A 22,193-nucleotide genomic window follows, 5' to 3' on the forward strand; every position below is an offset into this window, starting at 1 on the left:
GACATATTATGATGCAATTCCAAACAATTTATGTATGAATCTAACTTCATTTTGGACAGACTTCACCTATGGGTGAAGTTGTCCTTTTTTCATCATATGTATGGTTTGATATTATCCCCTTAGGGTAGAATGTGTAAAAAGACCATGAATAAACATGGATGTTACACTTTTACTGGGAGGGGATTTTATTATGGTTAAAAAAGGAGATACATTTCAAACTTATTCAGATGAATTAATGATACGAGTTGTAAAAAGTTATTTAAATGGTTAAGGCAGCCAGACAGCTATAGCTAAGAAATATTAGCTGAAAAGTAGAACGCAGTTAATGAATTGGGGCCGAAGATATCAAGGAACAGGCGATATTTCAGTTTTGCGGGGAAACAACGGCGGCAATAACGGCTTAAAAACCTCTTGAAAGGTCGTCCTCGTACGAATTTCGATAGCGTGGAAGAAGAATTGGAATACTACAAGGCACAGGTGGCTTAATTAAAAAAGCGACGCTTTTTTAATGGGAAATCTTCAAAGTTTTTTTCAAATGTAGTAGAACAACAATTCCGAAACCGTAAACCAAATGAGGTACTTGTCACAGATATCAATTATTTGCCATTCAAAGATAAATTTCTCTATTTATCGGTCGTTCAAGAGAGTTATAACAATGAACTCGTTGCTTGGGAACTCTTACATCGCAATGATTTAGAACTTTTCCTACAAACGTTAGATATAGCAGCACAAAAAAAGAGATGTGTATGGAACCATCATCCATTCAGATTAAGGATTCCAATATACATCTCAAGCTTATCATCGTATGCTTCAAAACAGCTAGGCGGCATCGGCAGCCACTTCTGCAAATCGGAAAAACCCCATGTTAAGCAAATTTCAGCATAAAATGATATGAATTATGTCCCGTTAAGGGTATTTCGATGGAACACAACATCATTTGTGTTCCATTATAAGAAGAAAAACTATTAAAATTGTTCGCTAATGCAACACAATTTACTAAAAATAATTCATTTTTGTATGCAACATAATTTAAAATAGGATTAAAATGACTCCAAAACTCTTAGTGTGGTTATTTTTCAAAATGCTTGCGGTACTTCTCATAGGAATAAAACCTATGGGGGCTTTTTCAACACAGTACATGATAATTTCACGTACCATATTTTTTAAAAAAATATATAATCAAAAAACTCAACATTGGGGTCTACCCCATGCCCATCAAGCTAAGCTTAAACAAGTTTAATTTCATTTGAGATTTTTTCTTTTTTCTAAAGACTCGGTGTAAACTCTTTAAAAATTTTCATACCAAATAAACCCTATCGGGTTTCAATTTTTTTGATTACGCTACATGATTGTGAGACATAGAAAAGTTGTATACGACGTCTAAGATATCAAAGACTGTTTTTTTCTCATACCTATGGGATTTTCGCCCGTTTTTCTGTAAGAGATTAAACAGACGAAAGAGAATCTTTGTTAATTCTTGGGTGTCTTTCTTACGATCAGTCAACATGTATTTTTAAGTTTTTACTGGAGTAAATATCAGAATGAACAAATACTTGTTATCATGCATACCAAAGATCCCTAATATATACTCGTTTTTTTACTAGGGGTGAGATATGATATGATGAATGAAACTATGATATTAGGCCGTTAACCGATAATCATAGTGTATATCATGTGTAATAAGGTGAAAGAGGAGTTTCAAGAACTTGTTTACACATGCAATGGACGCAACTTTATGACATTTGTTATAGGGTTGCGTTTTTAATTTATCATAATACTCAACAATGTGATTTTGTCCGTAACGTCGTTGTTTAATCATGTTCTGGATGATGAGGAAAAGGAGCTTCCGCAAATGTTTATTTCCACGTTTATTAATTTTATCTTTAAAAAAGGTTTTACCTGATTGAAAACGGCGTATATCAATACCAGCAAATGCATTGAGTTGCTTGTTATTGTTAAAGCGAGTAATATCTCCTATTTCAGCCATCAAGCGTACTGCAGTATTCGGTCCAATCCCAGGAAGACTGAGAATGATATCGTATTCTGCACGTTGCTTGGCTATATATACCATCTTGTTAATACAGCATTCTTTTTGGTGAAGAAGCTCTTGATAGCGTCTTGCGTATAATTTGAGTTGATCACATAGAACATCGTTCTGAGAAACAGCAGGATAGGAAGTTTTCGCTATTTCAAGTATTTGAATCGCTTTTTTCTCCGCTGTAATATTTGATATTTTTTTATTGGTGTTGGCACGAATACGATTTTTTATAATGGTTTTTGAAAGACCTAAAATACAATCTGGGTGGGGGAATAGTTGAACAAAATTTAAAAACAAATCAGATTTACTGGTAAACATTCTCTCCAACTCAGGAAATGTTAATTGGATTACTTTATGCATACGACCACGAATTATCGATAATTCACTATCCAGTTCACTATATATCTAGAAAGAGATTTTAGCTGGTAGAATAAATTATCAGTTCCGGTAAATACTCTTCGGGTAGCTGTAAAATGAGTGAGAGCTAATCGGTGTGCGTCGCTTCGATCGGTCTTATGAATCCGTAAGGAATCACATTGTAGCTTGGCTTCTAATGGGTTTAATAAACAATATGTATACTGATTATCTTGCATCAATCGTTCTAGCTGCCTGGAATAGATACCTGTTGCTTCGAATACGATTTCAGGCAATTCACCGGTCTTATCTGTAAGCTCATGAATCTTTTCTTGTAGCTTTTTGAATTCAGGTTTAGAATGCTTGATTTCACTTTCAAATACACATTGTTTCTGTGCATTATAAATTACCATATAACTTTTACCCATACTGATGTCAAACGCAATTACGTGTTTCATAAAGTTCCTCCTTAGGTGGAATTGAAGTCTTCAACTTACACTTATCGATTCTCATTTCTTATACACGATCTCGAAGACCAACATACTAAAAACTGATTCAAATAAGGTAAGTGAAGAAGATCAGTTTTGTATACGGATTCAGGATCCCAAGACACCCACGACCTTCTCTTCACTTCTACTATATAAAAAATAGTAGTGCGAACCAATGCCTTGGTTTGCACTACTAATCTTAGTATGTTTTGTAAAGATTGATGAATAAGTGAAAAATAATCTTTGATGATATAAATCGCTTTATATTCGCTTAATTCTCGTTTCTTCTTGATGAGGAGTAATTGGCGCATTTGAAACATGGTGGAGGAGCAAAGAAGGATACTTATTAATTGTCCGTATAAGTGACATTCTAGTCGTTCTAATTTTACAGAATTACATTGATGAATACGAAAAAATGATTTCCATGTTTTAAAGATAAGTTCAATTTGCCATCGTAAGGAGTAAAAATCGTATACTTGCTCCTTTGGTAGATATTCCAAAGGAATATTTGTAATGTAAAAGTTAATTGCACTAAGCCGCTTACTGCGTTCTTTATAGGTAATTTGCTTCTTATGTTCTTTAGATGCTAAATCCTTTTGTCTACGCTTCATTTGCGTTTCAGTTAATTTATACAGAATAAGTCTTGCAGGAAGCTTTTGATACATTCCAATATAGATTTCAGGAATTTCATATGTTTCACCTGAATGTAATTGGTCAATAAATTGTTCCATATCTAATTGGATGTACTCAGAGTGTTTTTTTATGGTTCCATTTTGAAAGTATTCAGGTTCTTTATTCTTCTGATATATACGTGTATTGAGCTTTAATCGTGAAATAAAATAAGTACCACACTCGCTTATAGTATGTAAATCTTTTAAGTCGAAATATCCTAAATCACGTATACATACATCGTTCGGTTGAAGGGACATTAAACAAGTAGAACCATAAGTTTTATCATTGTGCTTTCCCGATCCTACATGAACATGCAGAAATTGACCACTTAGTAAATCATACTCTAGTTGAATTTTCACACCAGCATTTTGACCGCTACCACCTGAACCTTGATATGTAGAAGTGAATTTATCTGGAATTTGAAAATGTGTAGAATCCAATATGCGGATACGTCGAAAATAGTTTGTATACAAAGTTGGAATCTTGCTAGAAGAACAAAATTGTTGGTGAAGTAAATGTGCTAAGAGTTGTTGCAAAAACTGAACAGCCTGAGAATTAAAACGTTGATTGAGTCCTTCTGGACTCATGGAAATACTTGTAGTAGCTTCTAATCGACTACATAGTTGTGTTAATGAAGTATGAGCTATGTTTTTGCTTAACCAAACACACAGAGCCACTAAATCTTGTGCACGATATTTACTTTTTCGTTGGACAAATCCTACTTTTCTTGCTAAATTTTCTAGGGCGTATGGTGACATATGTTGCTGTAATTCTCTAGAAAACAATTGTAATTCATCAGAAATTGATAAATTCATACCAAAAACGCCATCCTTTCTGTATATTTCTACAAAAAGAATAGCGTTTTTTTCATTTTGTGAATACAAATTCGCTTTAGTTTGATAGAGATGTGGCATGGCTCCTTTATAAACACATTCTACTATTTATAACAAATTACTTTGACAGACAAAGTAATATTTCGTCTTATATACTATAAGAGGTGATATATAATGAGTGTTATATCTACAGACTTAATCCGTGGGCATACGGACATGATCATCTTAAATGTTCTTCGTCAAGGTGATAGTTATGGATATGAAATATACAAAAGGATTATTGAATTAAGTGACAATCAATACGAATTAAAGGAAGCTACTTTATATACAGCTTTTCGTCGATTAGAGAAAGAAGGTCACATCTCTTCCTATTGGGGAGACGAAACTCAAGGGGGAAGACGAAAATATTACCACATTACAGAATCTGGTGTGGATTTTTATAAAAATGGTAAAAAAGAGTGGAACATTGCGAAAGAGATTATAGATCGTCTAATTAAAGGAGAGATTACAGATGTTAGTGAGAACTAAAAAATTAGATGAAAGAATACAGGATTACATCGATAAACAGTTTATAGATGTAAAAGGAACACAACAACTTTTTGATATGAAGGAAGAATTATTTATAAATCTAAAAGAACGAATTTCAGATATGATTAAAGAGGGTTATACAGAAGAAGACGCATTTAAAAAAGGAGTCATTTCAATCGGGGATTTAAGTGACTTAGTGGAAGAAATGCAATTGTATGGTCAAGATGAAATGAAACAATCTATTGACTCTAAAGAAGCAATGCATATTTCAACAAAAGGATTGATTGGTGGAATATTATTATTTCTTTTTGGGATATTCGCATCCTCAATAGCAACTCATTTACTTGGATCGCAATTGTTTTGGGTTACCTCTTGTCTTTTCACTGTTCCAGGTATGTTGTTGATTATTTATAGTTTACTAATAAAAGAGACACGTAAACGTTATGCAATGAATAAAACTCGTGCTAGACGTTATATTTTAGCAATCGGAACTTTTCTGTATGGTTTGTGTATATCGATTATAGTTTACTCACTTCCACTAGAACTTGTTGCACTAGTCTTATTCATGGTATCCATTTTGATTAGTCTAGCTATCCTTTTACCTCTTCTATTGACTGGAAGAAGTCGCTTAAAAAATAGGAGGATATAGGGGATGAATGAATTCAAACGCAAGTCCCTTACATTTTCTACTATCGGTATAGGTATTGTTTTGGTATTAGGAGGACTAGGACTTTTTCTCACCAATAAAGGTTTAATATCAATTGGTCAAGATAAGATTCATAAACAAGCCGTTAAAAATCCAATCAATTTTAAAGAAGTTGACACGTTTTTGTTGACTACCCATATACCAGAGGGGCATGAAGCAATTTGGAATCAATTGCAACAGTATGAAGAGCAAAGGGATTTTCGTATCAGCATGGTAAATTTAATAGACATAAAATCTCAACAAACACGAGAAATAAATACAAAAACATACAGTCCTTTCTTTCATGTATCAAATTACTCAGAAAGTAAGGTGCCTATAAAGGCCATATTATATAAAAATCATGAAGTTAAGTATGAACAAACATTGAAACCAGGTGACATGTTTGCAAGAAATGAACAACTAGGTCCAGGTAAATATACTCTAAAACTAGAATGTATTGGTCAAGGTTATTGTAAAGGTAAAGGAGCTATAACTACTGGAGATATCAATTGGGATTAGGAAGAAACTAAATTACAACCATTAAGCAGTAAGTCAATAACCGGTTCCTTAACGTACAAGGTACCGGTTAATTTGTGTCTAAACGTACAATTTTCCCGAAATAATATGGTGACCCTATGCCCATCGACTTAAAGATTTTGTAGCACCCCAAAACGAAAATTTCATATTTTCATAGGTGTCCATGAGAATTGAGCTCATTTTTTTCGTTTTGGGGTAATTTTGAGTTCTTAAGTTGATGGCAATGGGGTCTACCCCATCGCTATCAAGCTAATAAAATATCCCCTAAAATGAAAAAATACGCTATTCTTTCTGTAGAATCATAGGAAAGGATGGCGTTTTTGTATGTCCATTTCTGTATCTGATGAATTACAACTATTTGTTCAAGAAATTCAAAGCTTTTTATCCCCTAATATCTTACGAAATCTTGCTAGAGATGTTGGCTTTGTGCAACGAACAAGTAAATACCAAGCCAAAGATTTAGTTGCTTTATGTGTATGGATGAGTCAAAATGTCGCTACGACTTCTTTAGCTTAGCTATCTAGCTGTTTAGAAGCATCAACAGAAGTGCTCATCAATACTGAGGGACTGAATCAACGATTTAATAAAGCGGCCGTCCAATTTTTACAACATATATTAGCTGAACTACTAAACCGAAAATTGGCTTCATCTATACCGATCTCTTCTCCATATACTTCTGTTTTCAAGCGCATTCGTATTTTAGATTCAACTGCATTTCAACTCCCAGATCCCTTTTCATTTGTTTATCCAGGCGCAGGTGGATGCAGCCATCGAGACTCGATATTTAATCGGAGCCTGATGGTTGAGTCGTTTTTGAAGCCCTTATTACCGCTACTTTCCCCCGTATGTCTGAAATACCGCTTGTTTCTTGATATTTCCGAACCAAATCCATTCATTGCATTCTACTTTTAATCCCATACTTCTTCGTTATAACTGATTGACTACCCTCACCATTTAAAAAACTTTCTACAGCTTATATCTTTAATTCACCTGAATAAGTTCAAAATTTAGCCCCTTTTTGAACCATAATAAAATCCCTTTCAAGTAGAAGAACATCCGTGTTTGTTCATGTTTTTTTACACTGTATACCTTAAGGGGATAATATCAGTGGATGTCTTTTCTTTTTTAGTATGATTTTTATTGAATACGAGAATTTTGTCAATTTATATTTTAAAATATAAATTGACAAAATTTTTAGAATTGTTATATATTGTTTTTGTAATATTAAATTATACAGGCGTTTACTATGTTTTCGACTCGCAAAGCGTATACCAAAATAAAGGGGGGGTATTATGCAACATATATTTAGGCGATTTAGAGGTAAAAGCATTAAGAAAAAACTCATTTTTGCATTTTTACTAATTTTAATTGTACCTGGACTGATTATTGGTGGCGTTTCTTATCAAACCGCCAAAACTAATTTTGAGCAGCAAATTATGGAGAAAGCGAATGAAAATACTTCAGTTTTAAATGGGGTTATTAACCAAAATATGGAAGCGAAGTTTGTTGATGTAGCATATTTTGCGGATATTTTAACAGAGAATACGTATTTAGATGGACAAGAAGAGACTGTGAGAACGAATTTAGCACAATATATGAAACTTCACCCTGAAGTAGAAGGAATCCATATTGGAACAGAAACGGGAAAACTTATACGAGAACCGTTTATTCAAATGCCAGATGGATATAATCCGACGGAAAGAGATTGGTATAAAGAGGCAATTAAAAGTAAATATGAAGTAATTGTTACTGCTCCACATCAATCGGCTTCTACTAAAAATATGGTGGTAACCATGGCGAAACAGACGAAAGATGGTAAAGGTGTTATAGGTATTAATTTAAATTTAGATAATATATTAAAAATTTCTAAAATGGTTAATATCGGTAAAAAAGGCTATGCAGTTATTTTAGATCGAAATAAACAAATTGTTAGTCATCCTTCCCAAAAAGGTGGATCCAAAGCAACAGATGCTTGGGTAAAGCCAATCTATGAGAATGAAAAAGGTAATGTGTTTTATACAGAAAAAGATGATAATAAAAAATTGACTTTTACAACGAATAAGAAAACAGGTTGGAAAATAGTTGGCGTTATGTTTGAAGAGGAAGTTATTCAAGCTGCTGAACCAGTCTTTTATAAAACATTAATTGTAATTGTAATTTCTATTGTACTTGGTAGTTTGTTAGTATACTTCATCACACTTTCAATTACAAAACCATTAAGAAAAATTGTTGATTCTGCACATGAAATGAGTCAGGGGGATTTGACAAAACAAATTGCTGTGTATTCAAAAAATGAAATTGGTCAATTAGGAAATTCATTTAATGAAATGGTTACCTCTTTACGTGGGGTTATTTCACAAATTAATTCTTCAGCAGAACATGTTGCAGCATCGGCTGAAGAATTAACGGCGAGCGTACAACAAGCAAATGATGCGACAGATCAAATTACAATAGCAATGGAACAAGTATCAAGTGGTGCGGAAGCACAAAGTCAAGGTGTAGAAGAGGGGGTTGTTACACTACAACAAGTAAATACAGCAATTCAAAATGTAACAGGAAACGCTGAATCTATTTCTATGTCTTCTTCACATGCAAGAATAAAAGCCGAAGAAGGAGGCAGTTTAGTAGAGAAAACAGCTGTACAAATGCAGTCGATTTTTCAATCTGTTTCACAATCCGATACGGCAATTAAAATGTTAGGTGAGAAATCAAAACAGATTGGTGCGATTTCAGAAGTTATTCAAAATATTGCACAACAAACGAACTTATTAGCATTAAATGCAGCAATTGAAGCAGCAAGAGCAGGAGAACATGGACGTGGCTTTGCAATTGTGGCAGATGAAGTTAGAAAGCTAGCAGAACAATCAGGAGAATCATCAGCAGAAATTGCTAAAATTATTACAGAAATTCAGCAAGATATTGTGCAAACCGTGGACTCGATGGACAATGTAACAGAAGAAGTACAATCAGGCTTAGCAGTCGTAAGTCAGACAAAATCAAGCTTTACGGATATTTTAAGCTCTACCAATGACATTGTGTTACAAATTGATCAGATGGTAGAAGTGACGAAGCACATGGCTGGGGATGCAAATGAAGTGACGAATGCCATTGATGAAATTGCCGCCGCAACAGAAGAAAATACAGCAAGTATGCAAAGTGTAGCGGCATCAGCGGAAGAACAAATGAACTCAATGGAAGAAATTAGTGCTGCTGCTCAAAATTTAGCAGGAATGGCTGAAGAACTACAAGCGATGATTAAAAGATTTAAAGTATAATATCATAAAATAAGTAAGGTGTGAATCATATCACCTTACTTATTTTTTTATTTGTATAATATTATATAAAGGTATATTTTTAACTATAAAAACTATGACAAAATTTATCCTGTTTTCCTTTTTGCCTACTTGCTAAATTCAGCAAGTAAAATATTTTTAAAAGGATTAGGACTGTTAGCTTTACCCATGCTGTTTAAATTGACAGCCAACGTATGCTTGCCTCCAAGTGTACCTCCAGCAAGAGTAGAAAACCCTGGGACGCCACCTGTGTGTCCCCATATCAAGACACCGTTTGGAAGCTTAATTTCATAGATTCCAAGACCATATCCATCGATTCCCTCTCTTCCTGTAGGAACTGTAGTAAGCATTTGTTTTAGTTGCTGTTCCTTCAGTAATTTGCCACTGAGTAAGTAAGAGAAGAATTTGTTTAAGTCGTCAGCAGTAGAAATCATATCTCCATCCGAGCTACCTGGGTTAGAATAAGTAACGTCTTTTAGCTCACTTGCTCCGTCTGGTTGGACATATCCACGGGCATGCTGGGTGCCTGGAATAACGCTTGAATTGCCAGGTAGGAATGTATTCGACAATTCAAGCGGTTCAATAATCCGATTTTCAATCTCTTCCGCATAGCTGTTTCCAGTTACTTTTTCAATAAGGATACCCAGTAATACGTATCCTGTGTTTGAATAAGACCAGCCCTTTCCTGGGGCAAAGTCTGGGGGAAGAGAAATCCCCATCTTTACGAATTCGTCAGCCGTATACGATTTTTTTGTATCCATAATATCAAAGTCTTTTGACTTTATGTAGTCAGCGATACCACTTGTATGATTCAATATCTGCCGGATAGTAATCTGGTTACCCTCATATCCGTTTCCTTGAATGACACCAGGCAACCATTTTTCGATGGAGTCGTCTAGATTCAAGCGGTTCTCTCCAGCTAATTGAAGTAGAACTGTTGCAATGAACGTCTTCGTCACGCTGCCAATGCGAAAGCGAAAATCTGTTTTCATTGGTTGCTTGGTTCTCAGATCCGCTATCCCAGCGGCATAACCCCACGTTTTTCTATCTTTAGAAATTTTAGCAAGTATCCCCGGGAATCCAAGATGCAATGTATCCCGCATTGCTTGCTTGACGGAATTACGATCTCGTTGAGTGCTTGTGTGTGACGAACTAGATACATTTTGAGTGGGCTCTGCTTTTACAATTGAGGTTGGTGTTGTGTATAACAGGGAACTTCCAGCTATTAAAAGGGCCAGACTTGCAAATGTAATTTGACTACGTGTTTTCATAAGGTATTCCTCTCCTCTATTCATATTGTATAGGTGGTTGCTTGCTGTTTCATACTAACCACACAGCTATCATCTCCACCAATGACAAAAGGTCAACATTGAATTCGTAATCATCTTCATAATTATTATTTTTACAAACACTATTCTGTCCTAACAAACAGTAAATCCCTCTTTTTTCACATGTATGTTAACCCCAGAAATTACTTCTTTTTCTTGAAACACTCTTGTTACTGGTTTGTTTTTCATATATAAGTCATATCTGTTCCGTCTTTCACGCCTCTTTATACTTTTATCATACACAATGAAAATCTCTTTTTCCTTACCTATTCCTTACAAATTCCTTACGTTCAAAATAGCTTCTATAATAGGGTAGAAGGAGTATCTGTGCCTGAAATTTCGAAGTATTTTCCAATAAATATATGAATCAAAAAGAAACACAGAAGTTTTTCACTTCTATGTTTCTTTTTTTCGTCCTTTAAATATTAAAGATTTGGTTTACTCTTAACAGGGTGAATTCCGGCTCTTTTCTAATGTGATTTTTCTTCTTGCGATACAACATGAATGACATTGTGCTGCATGAAACACTCCTAACGTTGTTAAAATCACTTGTTTCTAAGTCGAAATGTATTTTTAACCTAGGGGGGATTCCATATCTATCAGCTTAAGAAAAATAAACGCCCTCAAAACGAAAAAATAAGCTGACTTCTCAAAGTAACTACCTGTAGAAAAAGAAAATGTTCATTTAGGGGGGATATTAAAACCTTTGCTTGATGGCGATGGAATACCGCCACATGACCATCAAGCTAATATTTTGAAGTACCCTAAAAATAAAAAGTTTATTTCTCTTTTTTGTTCTAGGGTACTATATAATTCTTAAGTTGATGGTCATGTATGGTGAGGTCTATTAGTGAGATACATTTGAATCGTCACATCTAACCTTTAAAAGATACGAATAATTCTATAAATTTACAATTTATTAATAATTAGTAACAAAACATTTACATTTTTTTTATTTTTCCTTAATATTTGTTTATTATTATCATTATTTGGAGTGTAAACAAAAGCAAACAAATAATATATCAAAAAGGAAATTTTATTACACTTTTATTATTTGTTATTCTTAATATTATGTTTTATTGTTTAAGGGGGAGTTTTGTGAGTAAAGTATTACATTTTGTTGGGAATATGAAAGTTGTTAAAAAGTTATTAATTTCATTTTTTGTGATTTTAATTGCGGCTGTCTCTATTATTGGGGGTATGTCCTATCAAACGGCTAAAAAGAATTTTGAATCACAAATTATGAGTAGTGCTCAGGATAATATTAAAATATTAGATCACTTAATCACTCAAATGATTGAGGAAAAATTTAATGATTTGAATAACCTTGCACGAGTGATTCATGGTGATATGTATCAAGGAGATAATCAAGATGAATTAAGGAAAGTGTTATCTCGATATAGTAAATCAAATAAAGATGTTGAACGAGTATATGTTGCAGGAAACAATAAGAAATTTGTGGCGGAACCCCATAGACAAATGGAAGCAGACTATGATCCAACGACACGTCCTTGGTTTAAAGATGCAGTGAATAAGCAAGGTGGAATCGTTGTCACGGAGCCGTATAAGACACAAGGATATGGAAATATTGTAGTAACGATTGCAAGGCAAACAGAAGATAAAAATGGTGTTGTAGCTCTAAGTTTAAGCATGGATCATTTATTAAAAACAACAAAGTTAATCAATATCGGTAAAAAAGGATATGTTATCATTTTAGATGGTAAGCAGAACAGAATTGCTCATCCGCAAGAAAAATTAGGTGATAAAGTAACTGGTACTTGGGCGAAGAAAATGTATGAAGATAACCAAGGTACTTATTCCTACTCTTATGGCGGTAGCGAAAAGAAACTGGTATTTGCTACAAATTCAAAAACGGGTTGGAAAATTGCTGGGACGATGTACTCAAATGAAATCGCTGAAGCCGCTCAGCCTGTATTTTATAATATGTTAATTGTTATGTTTATTTCATTGGTTGTAGGAGGAGCGCTTATTTATTTTGTGACGCTTTTTATTACGAAGCCTTTAAAGAGGTTAGTTGTAACTTCTAAAGAAATAAGTGAAGGGGACTTAACGAAAACAATTGAAATCCATTCTAATGATGAAATTGGTCAGCTTGCTAAAGGGTTTAATGAAATGACGTATTCATTGCGTACATTAATTGGTAGAATTAACACTTCAGCAGGACATGTTGCAGCTGCATCTGAAGAGTTGACAGCAAGTGTGAGGCAAGCGAGTGAGGCAACAGAACAAATTACAATGGCGATGGATCAAATGTCAAGCGGAGCAACTACACAAACTGCGAGCGTTGAAAATGGAGCGATGTTACTTCATGATGTGACAGAGGGAATTCAACATGTAGCAAATAGTTTTTCTTCCATTAGTAATGCTTCTGCATATACTCGCGAAAAAGCTGAGGACGGCGGAACACTTGTAGAAAAAACAGTGAATCAAATGCAGTCAATTGCAGAGTCTGTCTTGCAATCAGACGCTGTTATTCAATTACTGAATGATAAATCGAAACAAATTGGTGATATTTTAGGGGTCATTCAAAATATTGCTGATCAGACAAATCTGCTTGCTTTAAATGCGGCAATTGAAGCAGCGCGGGCAGGTGAGCATGGTAGAGGATTTGCTATTGTAGCTGATGAAGTACGAAAATTAGCGGAACAATCTAGTGTATCATCAAGTGAGATAGGTAAATTAATAGATGAAATACAGGCCGATATGAATAAGACTGTGAAGTTCATGGGGAATGTGAATGAAGAAGTTCAATCAGGTATTATAATAGCGAATGATACGAAACAGAATTTTGCGGAAATATTGCACGCTACAAATGAAATAGCAGAACAAATTAAAATGATGGTACAAACTGCAAACGGAATGTCTAAAGGAGCAAATGACGTTTCTATATCAGTTAGTGAAATTGCAATAACAACGCAGAGTAATGCGGTGAGCACACAAAATGTTGCGGCATCAGCTGAAGAACAATTAGCTTCTATGGAAGAGATTAGTTCAGCTGCCAGTACATTATCACAAATGGCTGAAGAGCTACAAATGTTGATTGAAAGGTTTAAAATGTAAAAAAGAGGAGACTGTCTCAACGATAGCTTGATTGCTATAGAGACAGCTCCCTTTTTATTTGTCGAAAAATAAAGGGAATTGTTAAGAGTGTGTGTAATTAGGGGTCACCATACATGACCATCAAGCTAAAGCGAAATTGTATCCATAAAACGAAAAAAACGCTATTCTTCTCGTAGAAATATACAAAAAGGGTGGCGTTTTTGTATGAATTTTTCGATTCAAGATAAGTTTCATTTGTTTGTTGAAGAACCACAGCGATATCTATCTTCACATATTCTTCAACAACTCGCACAGGAGACAGGTTTGGTAAAACGTAAAAGTAAGTATTGCTAGACTCTGAATAAAAAAGAAGATGAAAATATCTTGATGAGAATTTGAAATAAAGGTACGATGTTTATAAAAAGGATGAACTGAAACCCATCTGTATATGAATGGGTTTTATTTTTCGTATTGTATTTATTCAGAACGTCTCTTCAAGTGGAGGATCTACGTTTTAATAAATTGAACTTAAATCCTATAATGTATATTATAAATCAAAATAAAATTGATAGTAGGTGATTCATTAGTGAATAATAATTTGCTTCTAATAAAGGATTTTAGCAAGTTAACTGGCTTATCACGAAAAGCTTTGTATCTGTATGATGAACATAATATTTTGAATCCTGTGTTTATTCATCCAAATAATGATTATAGATATGATGAAAAAACAGATTGATTTACGGGATCACTCTGTTCAAAATCCAAAAGAATTCATTCACCAAATATTTGGATATAACAGTATAACTTAACATTCTGCTAGAAATATATGTGCTATATTTTCGTTTCTCTTATTTTTGCACCAGAACCAAGAAACTAGTACAAAAGAGCGATTAGAAGGCATTAAAGAATGACTAAGGATTTTTTAAGATATGGCCCATTTCTATTAGGGACAAACTAGTAGAAGTGTGCTATTTTTTACTATATGAGTGAAAAGCAAATAGGGTATTTTAAAATTGGGTTATTTTTCTAAGGTCAAAAATAAAATAAATCAAACCATTTTCTTATATTATATGATACTATATTGGTCTGATAAGTTTGTTATCGTCTATACAAGCGATATAAGTATCTTTAAATTAATGGAATCGATATCATGGAGGGGAAACATGGGGAATATTGAAAAATTTGCAAGCTTTCTGATAGAAGAACCGAAAAGAGAACAGTTATTTCCACTATTTGAAGAAGTATTTGGTATTACGATTCAAACACTACAAGATTTTGAGAAAAAAGGATATTGGGATAATACATATAAAGCATTTTCTTATTTACAAGATGAGAATGTGATAGCAAATGTTTCTAAGTTTCAACTCCCGCTCATTATAAATGGTGAGAAGGTACATGCAACTGGTATTCAATCTGTAATGACACATCCGAATTATCGCAGACAAGGGTTGATGAAACAGTTATTTAGTAAGATGTTAGAAGAGATTGACGAAGAGTATGAATGTGCGATGTTGTTCACAGAAAAGCCAGAACTCTATGAAGCATTTGGGTTTGAAATTGTGAAAGAACATCTGATGACATTATCGTATGATAAAAAAAAGGCTGAAACATCTTCGCTTCGAAAGTTAGATTTTTATAAAGAAGAAGATATACAGTTAATAAAGGAAACACTTGAAGACAGTCAAAGAATTTCTAATATGTTTTCACCAATAAACTACCAATCTTCTTTTTACCTTAACATGTATGACCAAGAATGGAACGAAAAATTATATTATTCAGAAAAATTAGATGCAATTATTGTATTTGAAGTGAATAATCAAAAATTAAAATTATTCGGAGTATTCGCGCCGGTTATTCCAGTATTAGATGAAGTGTGTGTCGAAATTTTCGAGGAGTTTACAGAGATTGAATTTTATTTTTGTCCAGATCAATTAGGACTTGAAGATGTACAATATAAAGAGTATCAGTCTAATAAATGTTTAATGGTTCGAAGTAATCATATTTTGAATTTAAAAAAATGTAAGTTTCCAATGTTGACTGAGTTTTAAGAGGTTCTGTTGTAAAGTTTTCTAGATGAAGCTACACTCTAGAAAATAGGATTTAGGAGAATCAGGTATGAGATATTTTAAAGGAAAACAATTCAAGAAAGATATTATTTTAGTAGCTGTCGGCTACTCCCGCCGTTTTTTTAGTTATCGCGATGTATCTGAAATCCTGAAAGAACGTGGTATTTCAGTTCACCCAACAACCATTATGCGATGGGTTCATGAATATGGCAATCTCATCTATCAAATTTGGAAAGTGAAAAATAAATATGCACGTTTATCTTGGCATTTGGATGAGACTTATATCAAAGTTAAGGAAGAATGGCGTTATATCTATCATGCAGTTGATAAAGATGGACACACATTGGATATTTAACTTCGTAAAAAACGGGATCATCAGGCTGCCTATGCCTTCATGAAAAGATTAGTAAAACATTTTGGAGAGTCAACGGTTCTCACTAAAGACAAAGCGCCGGCATTACTTTGCGCATGTAACAAATTAAGAAAACAAGGATTTTATCAGATTACAATCCATTGTACAATCAAACATTTAAACAATCATATTGAACAGGATCATAGGCATGTCAAGAGACGTTTTGCCAAATCCGCAGGATTTCAAAATCTTCGTCATGCTTCACGTACGGTAAACCTAAAAATACAGATTGACTAATCGTAAGAAAAGGTATCGAGGCCATTCATGCCCTATATAAACAAAGGCGAAGTCTTCAAAGAGACTCCGCCTGTTCAACGTACAATGAACTCCAACAATTACTAGCCACTTCCTAAACAATTCTCCTCATTTCTCAACCTGTTTATACTTTTTTCAAACTTTGCAACAGAACCGTTCTATAGATCAATAAATTATGTTTATTTGAAATTGTCACATTCCTGTAACATTAGTGATTTATTTTATAATAGGAAACTAACATGAAAAGAAGGGGAATTTATGAAAAAAATCATACCGATAGTCGCATTAATAGGCATGATGAGCTTAGGAATGCAAGAAATGAGTGTGAAAGCTGAGACATACAAAAGTGCAGGTTCCAAAATGGATTTTTGGAATTCTAAAAGAACAGGCACTAATTTTATGAATAGCACTTCAATACCTGAGAATTACAAGAGTGCAAAGGAGGCCAATATTGAATATGTTCGTTTAGCACCTGATAAATGGGCAAAAGATAAAGCTTTCTTCTCTGGAGACAAACCAGATACACCAGGAAAAGATTTTCTTATAGGTAATGCAGATAACTATCAAGGATTAGTGAAAGAGGATGTAGCAAAATTAAAAACAGATTTAGATGCTGCACAATCACAAGGAGTTAAAGTTGTACTTACAATGCTTTCATTACCTGGTGATCGTTGGCGTCAATTTAACAATAATCAGAATGATGATAGAATCTGGGAAGAAGAAAAATATCAAGAACAAGCAAGCCAATTTTGGAAGGACCTTGCGTTTGAATTAAAAGATCATCCTGCTGTGGTTGGTTACAATATTATTAATGAGCCACACCCAGAAACATCTAAGAAAAATAGATATAATGATTTTTGGACGGAAGATTATGAGAAATGGTATTCAAAAGTGAAGGGAACTCCAGCAGATTTAAATAAATTTTATCAAAAAGTTGTTACTTCAATTCGTGAAATAGATAAAGAAACACCCATTATTTTAAATTCAGGTCTATATGCCACACCTTGGGCTTTTAAATATCTTGAACCAGTTAAAGATAATAAGACATTGTATGCATTTCATATGTACGAGCCATATCAATTAACAAGCCAACGTGAAAATCAAAATAAAGAGTATCAATATCCTGGAATTGTAAAAGTAGGAGATTTAGAAACACCTATGATGTGGGATAAAGATGGATTAAATACATTCTTACAGCCTGTTCAAAATTGGTCTGAGAAAAATCATGTACCATCTAATCGAATCATTGCTGAGGAATTTGGAATTAATCGTACCGTTCCTGGAGCACCTCAATATATGCAAGACTTAATTTCTATATTCAATCAGAAGGAGTGGCACAAATCATTCTATGCATTCCGTGAAGATACTTGGACAGGAATGAATTATGAATTAGGAACAGGAAAAATAAAATGGGATGAAGAGGGGCAACCAGTACGTCAAGATAATCCAATTTGGGATGTAATAAAAAATGATTTACAATCTCATAAACTTCTCAAGTTAGGCGGCCGAGTATGGGAAGATAATAATCAAAACGGCATTCAAGATCAAAGTGAAAAAGGAATGGAAGGCGTTCGTGTTCAACTGTTAAATAAAGATGGTAATGTAGTAAAAGAAGGAAAAACAGATAAAGAAGGGCGCTACTTGTTTGATGGATTAACAGCAAACACATATCGTGTAAAAGTAGAGAAACCATCCGGTTATGTCTTCATGCCAAAACAAAGTGGACAAGATGTAACGGTTGACTCCAATGTAAGTGAGGCTGGAGTGACAGACACTATTACTCTTTCAAATGACGATTTAATAATCGATGCCGGAGTAAATAGAAATAGATTCAAGGATGTCCCACAAGGACACTGGGCATTTCATGCGATTCATGATTTAGCGAATAAAGGAATTATTGCAGGTTATGGAAATGGAATATTTGGTATGGGTGATAATGTAACCCGTGAACAAGTAGCTGCATTAATGTACCGTACTTTGCATATAAAAAAACAAGATAAATATGAAAATCCATATAGAGATATCGATAACAATTCAACAATGTTTCCGGAGGAAATACTAGCTTTAACTAAGCTAGGGATTTTTAAAGGTGATGATCAAGGAAACTTTAGACCGAAAGATACGTTAACACGTGCAGAAATGGCGCAAGTTATTACAAAAGCTTTTAAACTAGATGTGAAGGCTCCGCATAATTTCAGCGATGTTCCAGCGAATTCATGGGCAAAAGATACGATTAGTGCCGTGCAATCGAACCATATTGCAGCAGGAGTTGGAGAAGGGAAATTCGCTCCAAATATGAATGTAACCCGTGAACAGTATGCACAGCTTTTATATAATGCAATTTTGAATGAGCCGTCTCACCAATAATAAGAAAATATAGTTGAGTGCCTGAGCATCATTATAGGAGAGTATTACTGTCCGTAAAAGCCCAATTTGTGAGGGCTAATATAGAAAGACATGAAAGTCTAAACTGGAAATTCATGAACAAACGTTGATAAATAGCCATTATCACAAATTTTGCAGGTGTTTTCTTAGCTCAGTTGAGGGGCATGAGAGCCTAAGCTTTTTGAACATGAGACAAGAAAATCTAAAATACTTAACCAGTAACAATACGTGATTATAAAAGAAAAAAGTAATCAAAACAATAATCTGTACCTTTTGTAAAGGACATTTTAAAAAAAGTTAGGCAACATCAAGAAGATGATTTCTGTATTCAACAGGATTCATCTTTTTTAAATTCCATTAATATCTATAATGATTATAGTACGTCATATATTTCTTAATCTCTTGTTTTAATTCAATAAAAGACTCGCAAGATTTTATATGTGCTTCATCCTTCAGGTGACCAAAAAACGATTCTTGTGGGGCGTTATCCCAACAGTTTCCTCTTCGTGACATGGATTGTCCGATCTTTAGTTTTTTGGTAGCATCTAAAATCACCTAGAGAAATAAAAAATAGCACCTTTCATGCTGAAAGATGCTAATAAGAGCGTAATGGCTGAAATTGTATATTTATTTAGAGGAAATAGATATTTTAAAAATTTGGAATTATGGACTCCCATTATAGTTTACGAATAATTTTACTTAATTCACATATTCCTTCTTTTATATCTGTAAGTGAAGCATAGGCATAGGATAAACGTATATATTGTCCTTCATTTTGTCCATAAATATGCCCTGGATTTATTAGTATCCCTTTTGCTAAGGCCATACTATATAAGGAGCGCGTGGAAACTATTTTTTTTATATGAATCCAAATAAACAGTCCTCCTTGAGGGACTTCCCAGGTAGCGATATCCTGTAAGTACTTCTCAAGCCATTCTACCATCGCATCCCTTCGAACTTTTAATTGTTCTCGTACGGATAGTACATGCTCTTGATATAAACCACTACTCAGCCACTTAAAAGCAATATGTTGGGATAAAGAGCTCGATCCATAATCAGATTGCATCTTGATATCAGCTAGACAATTAATAACAGATTGCGGACCTGCAATCCATCCAATGCGTAATCCTGGAGTAAGAGTTTTAGATAGACTTCCAAGATAAAGAACCTGACCATGTATGTCTTTTGCTTTTAAAGCTAAAGGAGGCTCTTTATCAATCCATAAATCTCTATAAATATCATCCTCTATGATGGGAATTCTTTCTTCTTTACAAACCCGTATAAGTTCATCTCTTCTAGTATCTGACATAACATATCCTGTAGGATTATGAAAAGATGGAATAGTATATAGAATGCTTTGCTGAGATTTTTGTTTTTGAGCTAAAATGGCTTTTGTTAATATCCCTTCATTATCTATAGGTAATCCCGTAAGAAACATACCGGCGGATTGAAATACATGTAAGGAATAAAGATAAGAGGGTTTTTCAAGTAAAACCGTGGATCCAGGTCTTAATAAACCCACAGATATAAGATCTAAGGCCTGTAAAGCGCCTGAAACGATAAGGATAGAATCAGGCGATACTTGTATACCATGAGATTTTAGGTGTGTGCTAATAGATTGACGTAGTGGAAAAAAACCTTTAGGTTCCTCATAGCCAAATGCCTTTAGGTCATTGGCTAACCCTGTTATGCTTTGTTTCATCTGAAGCAGAGGGAATAGCTCTGGTGACAACTCACCTTTACTAAGTTGTATTAAATTAGAATTTGACTCGGCTTCATTAATTTGCTGTACCATTACTCGACTGGGTTGATGAAATCCAACGTTTACATGATCATTCCAATTCTGAGGTGTACTCGTTAATAAAGACCATGTATTATTTGTAACAATATTTCCGCTTCCTTTTTTTCCTTCAATAAGCCCCTCAGCTTGAAGTTCCTCCAGTGCGGTTATTACTGTACTACGATTGACTTTAAACATATTAGCTAACTCACGTTGACTATATATTTTACTTCCAATCGTCCATTCTCCTATCTCAATTTTGTTCTTTATGTATTCTACAATTTGCATATATTTAGGTGTTTTGAATGGTTTAGTTTTATTATATTGATTCATCTTTAATTTTTCTCCTTTCTTAGAGTGGTTGGTTTTCTATTTTCTCACTGGTTGAAGACATTGTACTAATCTAAGTTTATTATAAAAAAATATACTCGGTCAGTATAGAGGTGGTTGGTTTTTAGATTGTAATGAGGAGGAATTGGTAATGAAATTATTCAATACGTCCATCTTTGTTTCGCATCTATTTATCATAGTCCTGTGGGCTTCTGCTTTTCCAGGTATCCGTTTAGCACTTACGGGATATAGTCCAGAAAGCTTGTCTTTATTACGCTTACTTATAGGATCTTTTGGGTTAATAATTTTTGCAATTGCTACACGTATGAAATTACCACAAGTAAAGGATATACCAGTAATTATCTTTTTTGGTGGATTAGGGTTTACAGGCTACTATCTTGCATTAAATCACGGAGAAAAATTTGTAAATGCCGGTACTGCAAGTCTATTGGTTTCATTAACTCCTATTTTCACAGCGATTTTAGCTTGGGTTATTTTTCGAGAACGTATAGGTTTATGGAAGTGGGTAGGGGGAATAGTAGCATTTTCTGGAGTTGCTCTTCTTTCATTAGGTTATTTGGGAGGAGTGTCATTTCATAAAAGCGCACTTTTTATATTAATAGCTTCTTTAGTTGAAAGTCTATACTTTGTTCTACAAAAACCTTATCTAAAAAAATACGGTTTCCTACCATTTACTTGCTATACAATCTGGGGTGGAACGCTTTTAATGTTAATTTTTCTCCCAGAATTATGGAATGATTTTTTAAACGCTCCACAAGAAGCAACATGGAGTGCTGTATACTTAGGGGTTTTTCCTACTGTAATTCCTTACATTGCTCTAGGTTACCTCACTGCAAAAAGAGGAGCTTCAGAAGCTACAAGCTCTTTATATCTTACACCACTTTTGTCTTTCATTATTGCTTGGATATGGCTAGGCGAGGTACCAAACTTCACTACAATTTTAGGGGGAATAATAATTATAGCAGGGATACTGTTAACTATACTCCAAACAGATGAGGTAAAAGTTCAAGAAAAGAAAGAATCATTTCAAATATAATTTTTTGTGAAATTAATACATTTAAAACGACCGAATTATGGAATGCTTTTTTATGCAATAATATGTAATTTTTAGTTGTTAGTGTATTAATC

The 22,193-nt window shown here is 34.0% G+C and carries 12 protein-coding genes and 7 pseudogenes; 12 read left to right on the forward strand and 7 right to left on the reverse strand.

All coding sequences use genetic code 11. From position 1 onward, the window contains the following. Positions 1-6 precede the first annotated feature (6 nt). The 4 genes and pseudogenes from DJ93_RS34120 to DJ93_RS26940 form a co-directional block, all read right to left on the reverse strand. Positions 7-108, reverse strand: a pseudogene (locus tag DJ93_RS34120) (IS6 family transposase); the annotation flags it as partial. Between the two features lie 1,228 nt (positions 109-1,336). Further along, positions 1,337-1,492 (reverse strand): annotated as a pseudogene (locus tag DJ93_RS32530) (IS4 family transposase); the annotation flags it as partial. 147 nt (positions 1,493-1,639) lie between these two features. Then, positions 1,640-2,850 (reverse strand): annotated as a pseudogene (locus DJ93_RS32535) (IS110 family RNA-guided transposase). 41 nt (positions 2,851-2,891) lie between these two features. After that, positions 2,892-4,367, reverse strand: coding sequence for an IS4 family transposase (locus DJ93_RS26940; protein WP_052109746.1), 1,476 nt, complete (start codon positions 4,365-4,367; stop codon positions 2,892-2,894). A gap of 192 nt (positions 4,368-4,559) precedes the next feature. On the opposite strand from DJ93_RS26940, the gene DJ93_RS26945 reads away from it, so the two are divergent. The 6 genes and pseudogenes from DJ93_RS26945 to DJ93_RS35035 all read left to right on the forward strand — a co-directional run bounded on the left by DJ93_RS26945 (position 4,560) and on the right by DJ93_RS35035 (position 9,410). Next, entirely contained in the window at positions 4,560-4,913 is a 354-nt protein-coding gene (locus tag DJ93_RS26945) for a PadR family transcriptional regulator (protein WP_042984491.1), read from the forward strand. Then, complete coding sequence (locus DJ93_RS26950) at positions 4,897-5,562, forward strand: permease prefix domain 1-containing protein (protein WP_042984492.1); 666 nt, start codon at positions 4,897-4,899, stop codon at positions 5,560-5,562. The genes DJ93_RS26945 and DJ93_RS26950 overlap by 17 nt, the downstream gene beginning before the upstream one ends. Before the next feature lie 3 nt (positions 5,563-5,565). Continuing rightward, positions 5,566-6,117, forward strand: coding sequence for a hypothetical protein (locus DJ93_RS26955; RefSeq protein ID WP_042984493.1), 552 nt, complete (start codon positions 5,566-5,568; stop codon positions 6,115-6,117). Between the two features lie 342 nt (positions 6,118-6,459). Next, positions 6,460-6,906 (forward strand): annotated as a pseudogene (locus DJ93_RS31580) (transposase); the annotation flags it as partial. A 665-nt stretch (positions 6,907-7,571) separates the two neighbouring features. Continuing rightward, positions 7,572-8,468, forward strand: a pseudogene (locus DJ93_RS35030) (HAMP domain-containing protein); the annotation flags it as partial. Positions 8,469-8,591: 123 nt separating this feature from the next. Further along, complete coding sequence (locus tag DJ93_RS35035; protein ID WP_445530164.1) at positions 8,592-9,410, forward strand: methyl-accepting chemotaxis protein; 819 nt, start codon at positions 8,592-8,594, stop codon at positions 9,408-9,410. A 125-nt stretch (positions 9,411-9,535) separates the two neighbouring features. On the opposite strand, the gene DJ93_RS26970 is transcribed toward DJ93_RS35035, so the two are convergent. Further along, entirely contained in the window at positions 9,536-10,699 is a 1,164-nt protein-coding gene (locus DJ93_RS26970; RefSeq protein WP_042984495.1) for a serine hydrolase domain-containing protein, read from the reverse strand. A 1,128-nt stretch (positions 10,700-11,827) separates the two neighbouring features. On the opposite strand from DJ93_RS26970, the gene DJ93_RS26975 reads away from it, so the two are divergent. The 5 genes and pseudogenes from DJ93_RS26975 to DJ93_RS31595 all read left to right on the forward strand — a co-directional run bounded on the left by DJ93_RS26975 (position 11,828) and on the right by DJ93_RS31595 (position 18,916). Next, positions 11,828-13,837, forward strand: coding sequence for a methyl-accepting chemotaxis protein (locus tag DJ93_RS26975; RefSeq protein ID WP_374937196.1), 2,010 nt, complete (start codon positions 11,828-11,830; stop codon positions 13,835-13,837). 204 nt (positions 13,838-14,041) lie between these two features. Beyond that, positions 14,042-14,170: a hypothetical protein gene (locus DJ93_RS34505; protein ID WP_259300261.1), complete on the forward strand. Its 129-nt coding sequence runs from the start codon at positions 14,042-14,044 to the stop codon at positions 14,168-14,170. Positions 14,171-14,979: 809 nt separating this feature from the next. Then, positions 14,980-15,864: a GNAT family N-acetyltransferase gene (locus DJ93_RS26980; RefSeq protein WP_042984497.1), complete on the forward strand. Its 885-nt coding sequence runs from the start codon at positions 14,980-14,982 to the stop codon at positions 15,862-15,864. 67 nt (positions 15,865-15,931) lie between these two features. Further along, a pseudogene (locus DJ93_RS26985) lies at positions 15,932-16,647 on the forward strand (IS6 family transposase). A gap of 160 nt (positions 16,648-16,807) precedes the next feature. Then, positions 16,808-18,916, forward strand: a complete 2,109-nt coding sequence (locus DJ93_RS31595; RefSeq protein WP_080743747.1) for an S-layer homology domain-containing protein — start codon at positions 16,808-16,810, stop codon at positions 18,914-18,916. A gap of 375 nt (positions 18,917-19,291) precedes the next feature. Here DJ93_RS31595 and DJ93_RS31600 read toward each other — a convergent pair. Further along, positions 19,292-19,471: pseudogene (locus tag DJ93_RS31600) on the reverse strand (integrase core domain-containing protein); the annotation flags it as partial. Positions 19,472-19,610: 139 nt separating this feature from the next. Beyond that, the gene (locus DJ93_RS26995; protein WP_042984499.1) at positions 19,611-21,047 is read right to left on the reverse strand and encodes an aminotransferase-like domain-containing protein; all 1,437 of its coding nucleotides are present in this window, start codon (positions 21,045-21,047) and stop codon (positions 19,611-19,613) included. Positions 21,048-21,195: 148 nt separating this feature from the next. On the opposite strand from DJ93_RS26995, the gene DJ93_RS27000 reads away from it, so the two are divergent. Then, the gene (locus tag DJ93_RS27000) at positions 21,196-22,101 is read left to right on the forward strand and encodes a DMT family transporter (protein ID WP_042984501.1); all 906 of its coding nucleotides are present in this window, start codon (positions 21,196-21,198) and stop codon (positions 22,099-22,101) included. The last annotated feature ends 92 nt before the right edge of the window (positions 22,102-22,193 follow it).

Source organism: Bacillus clarus (genome assembly GCF_000746925.1).
Classification (GTDB): domain Bacteria; phylum Bacillota; class Bacilli; order Bacillales; family Bacillaceae_G; genus Bacillus_A; species Bacillus_A clarus.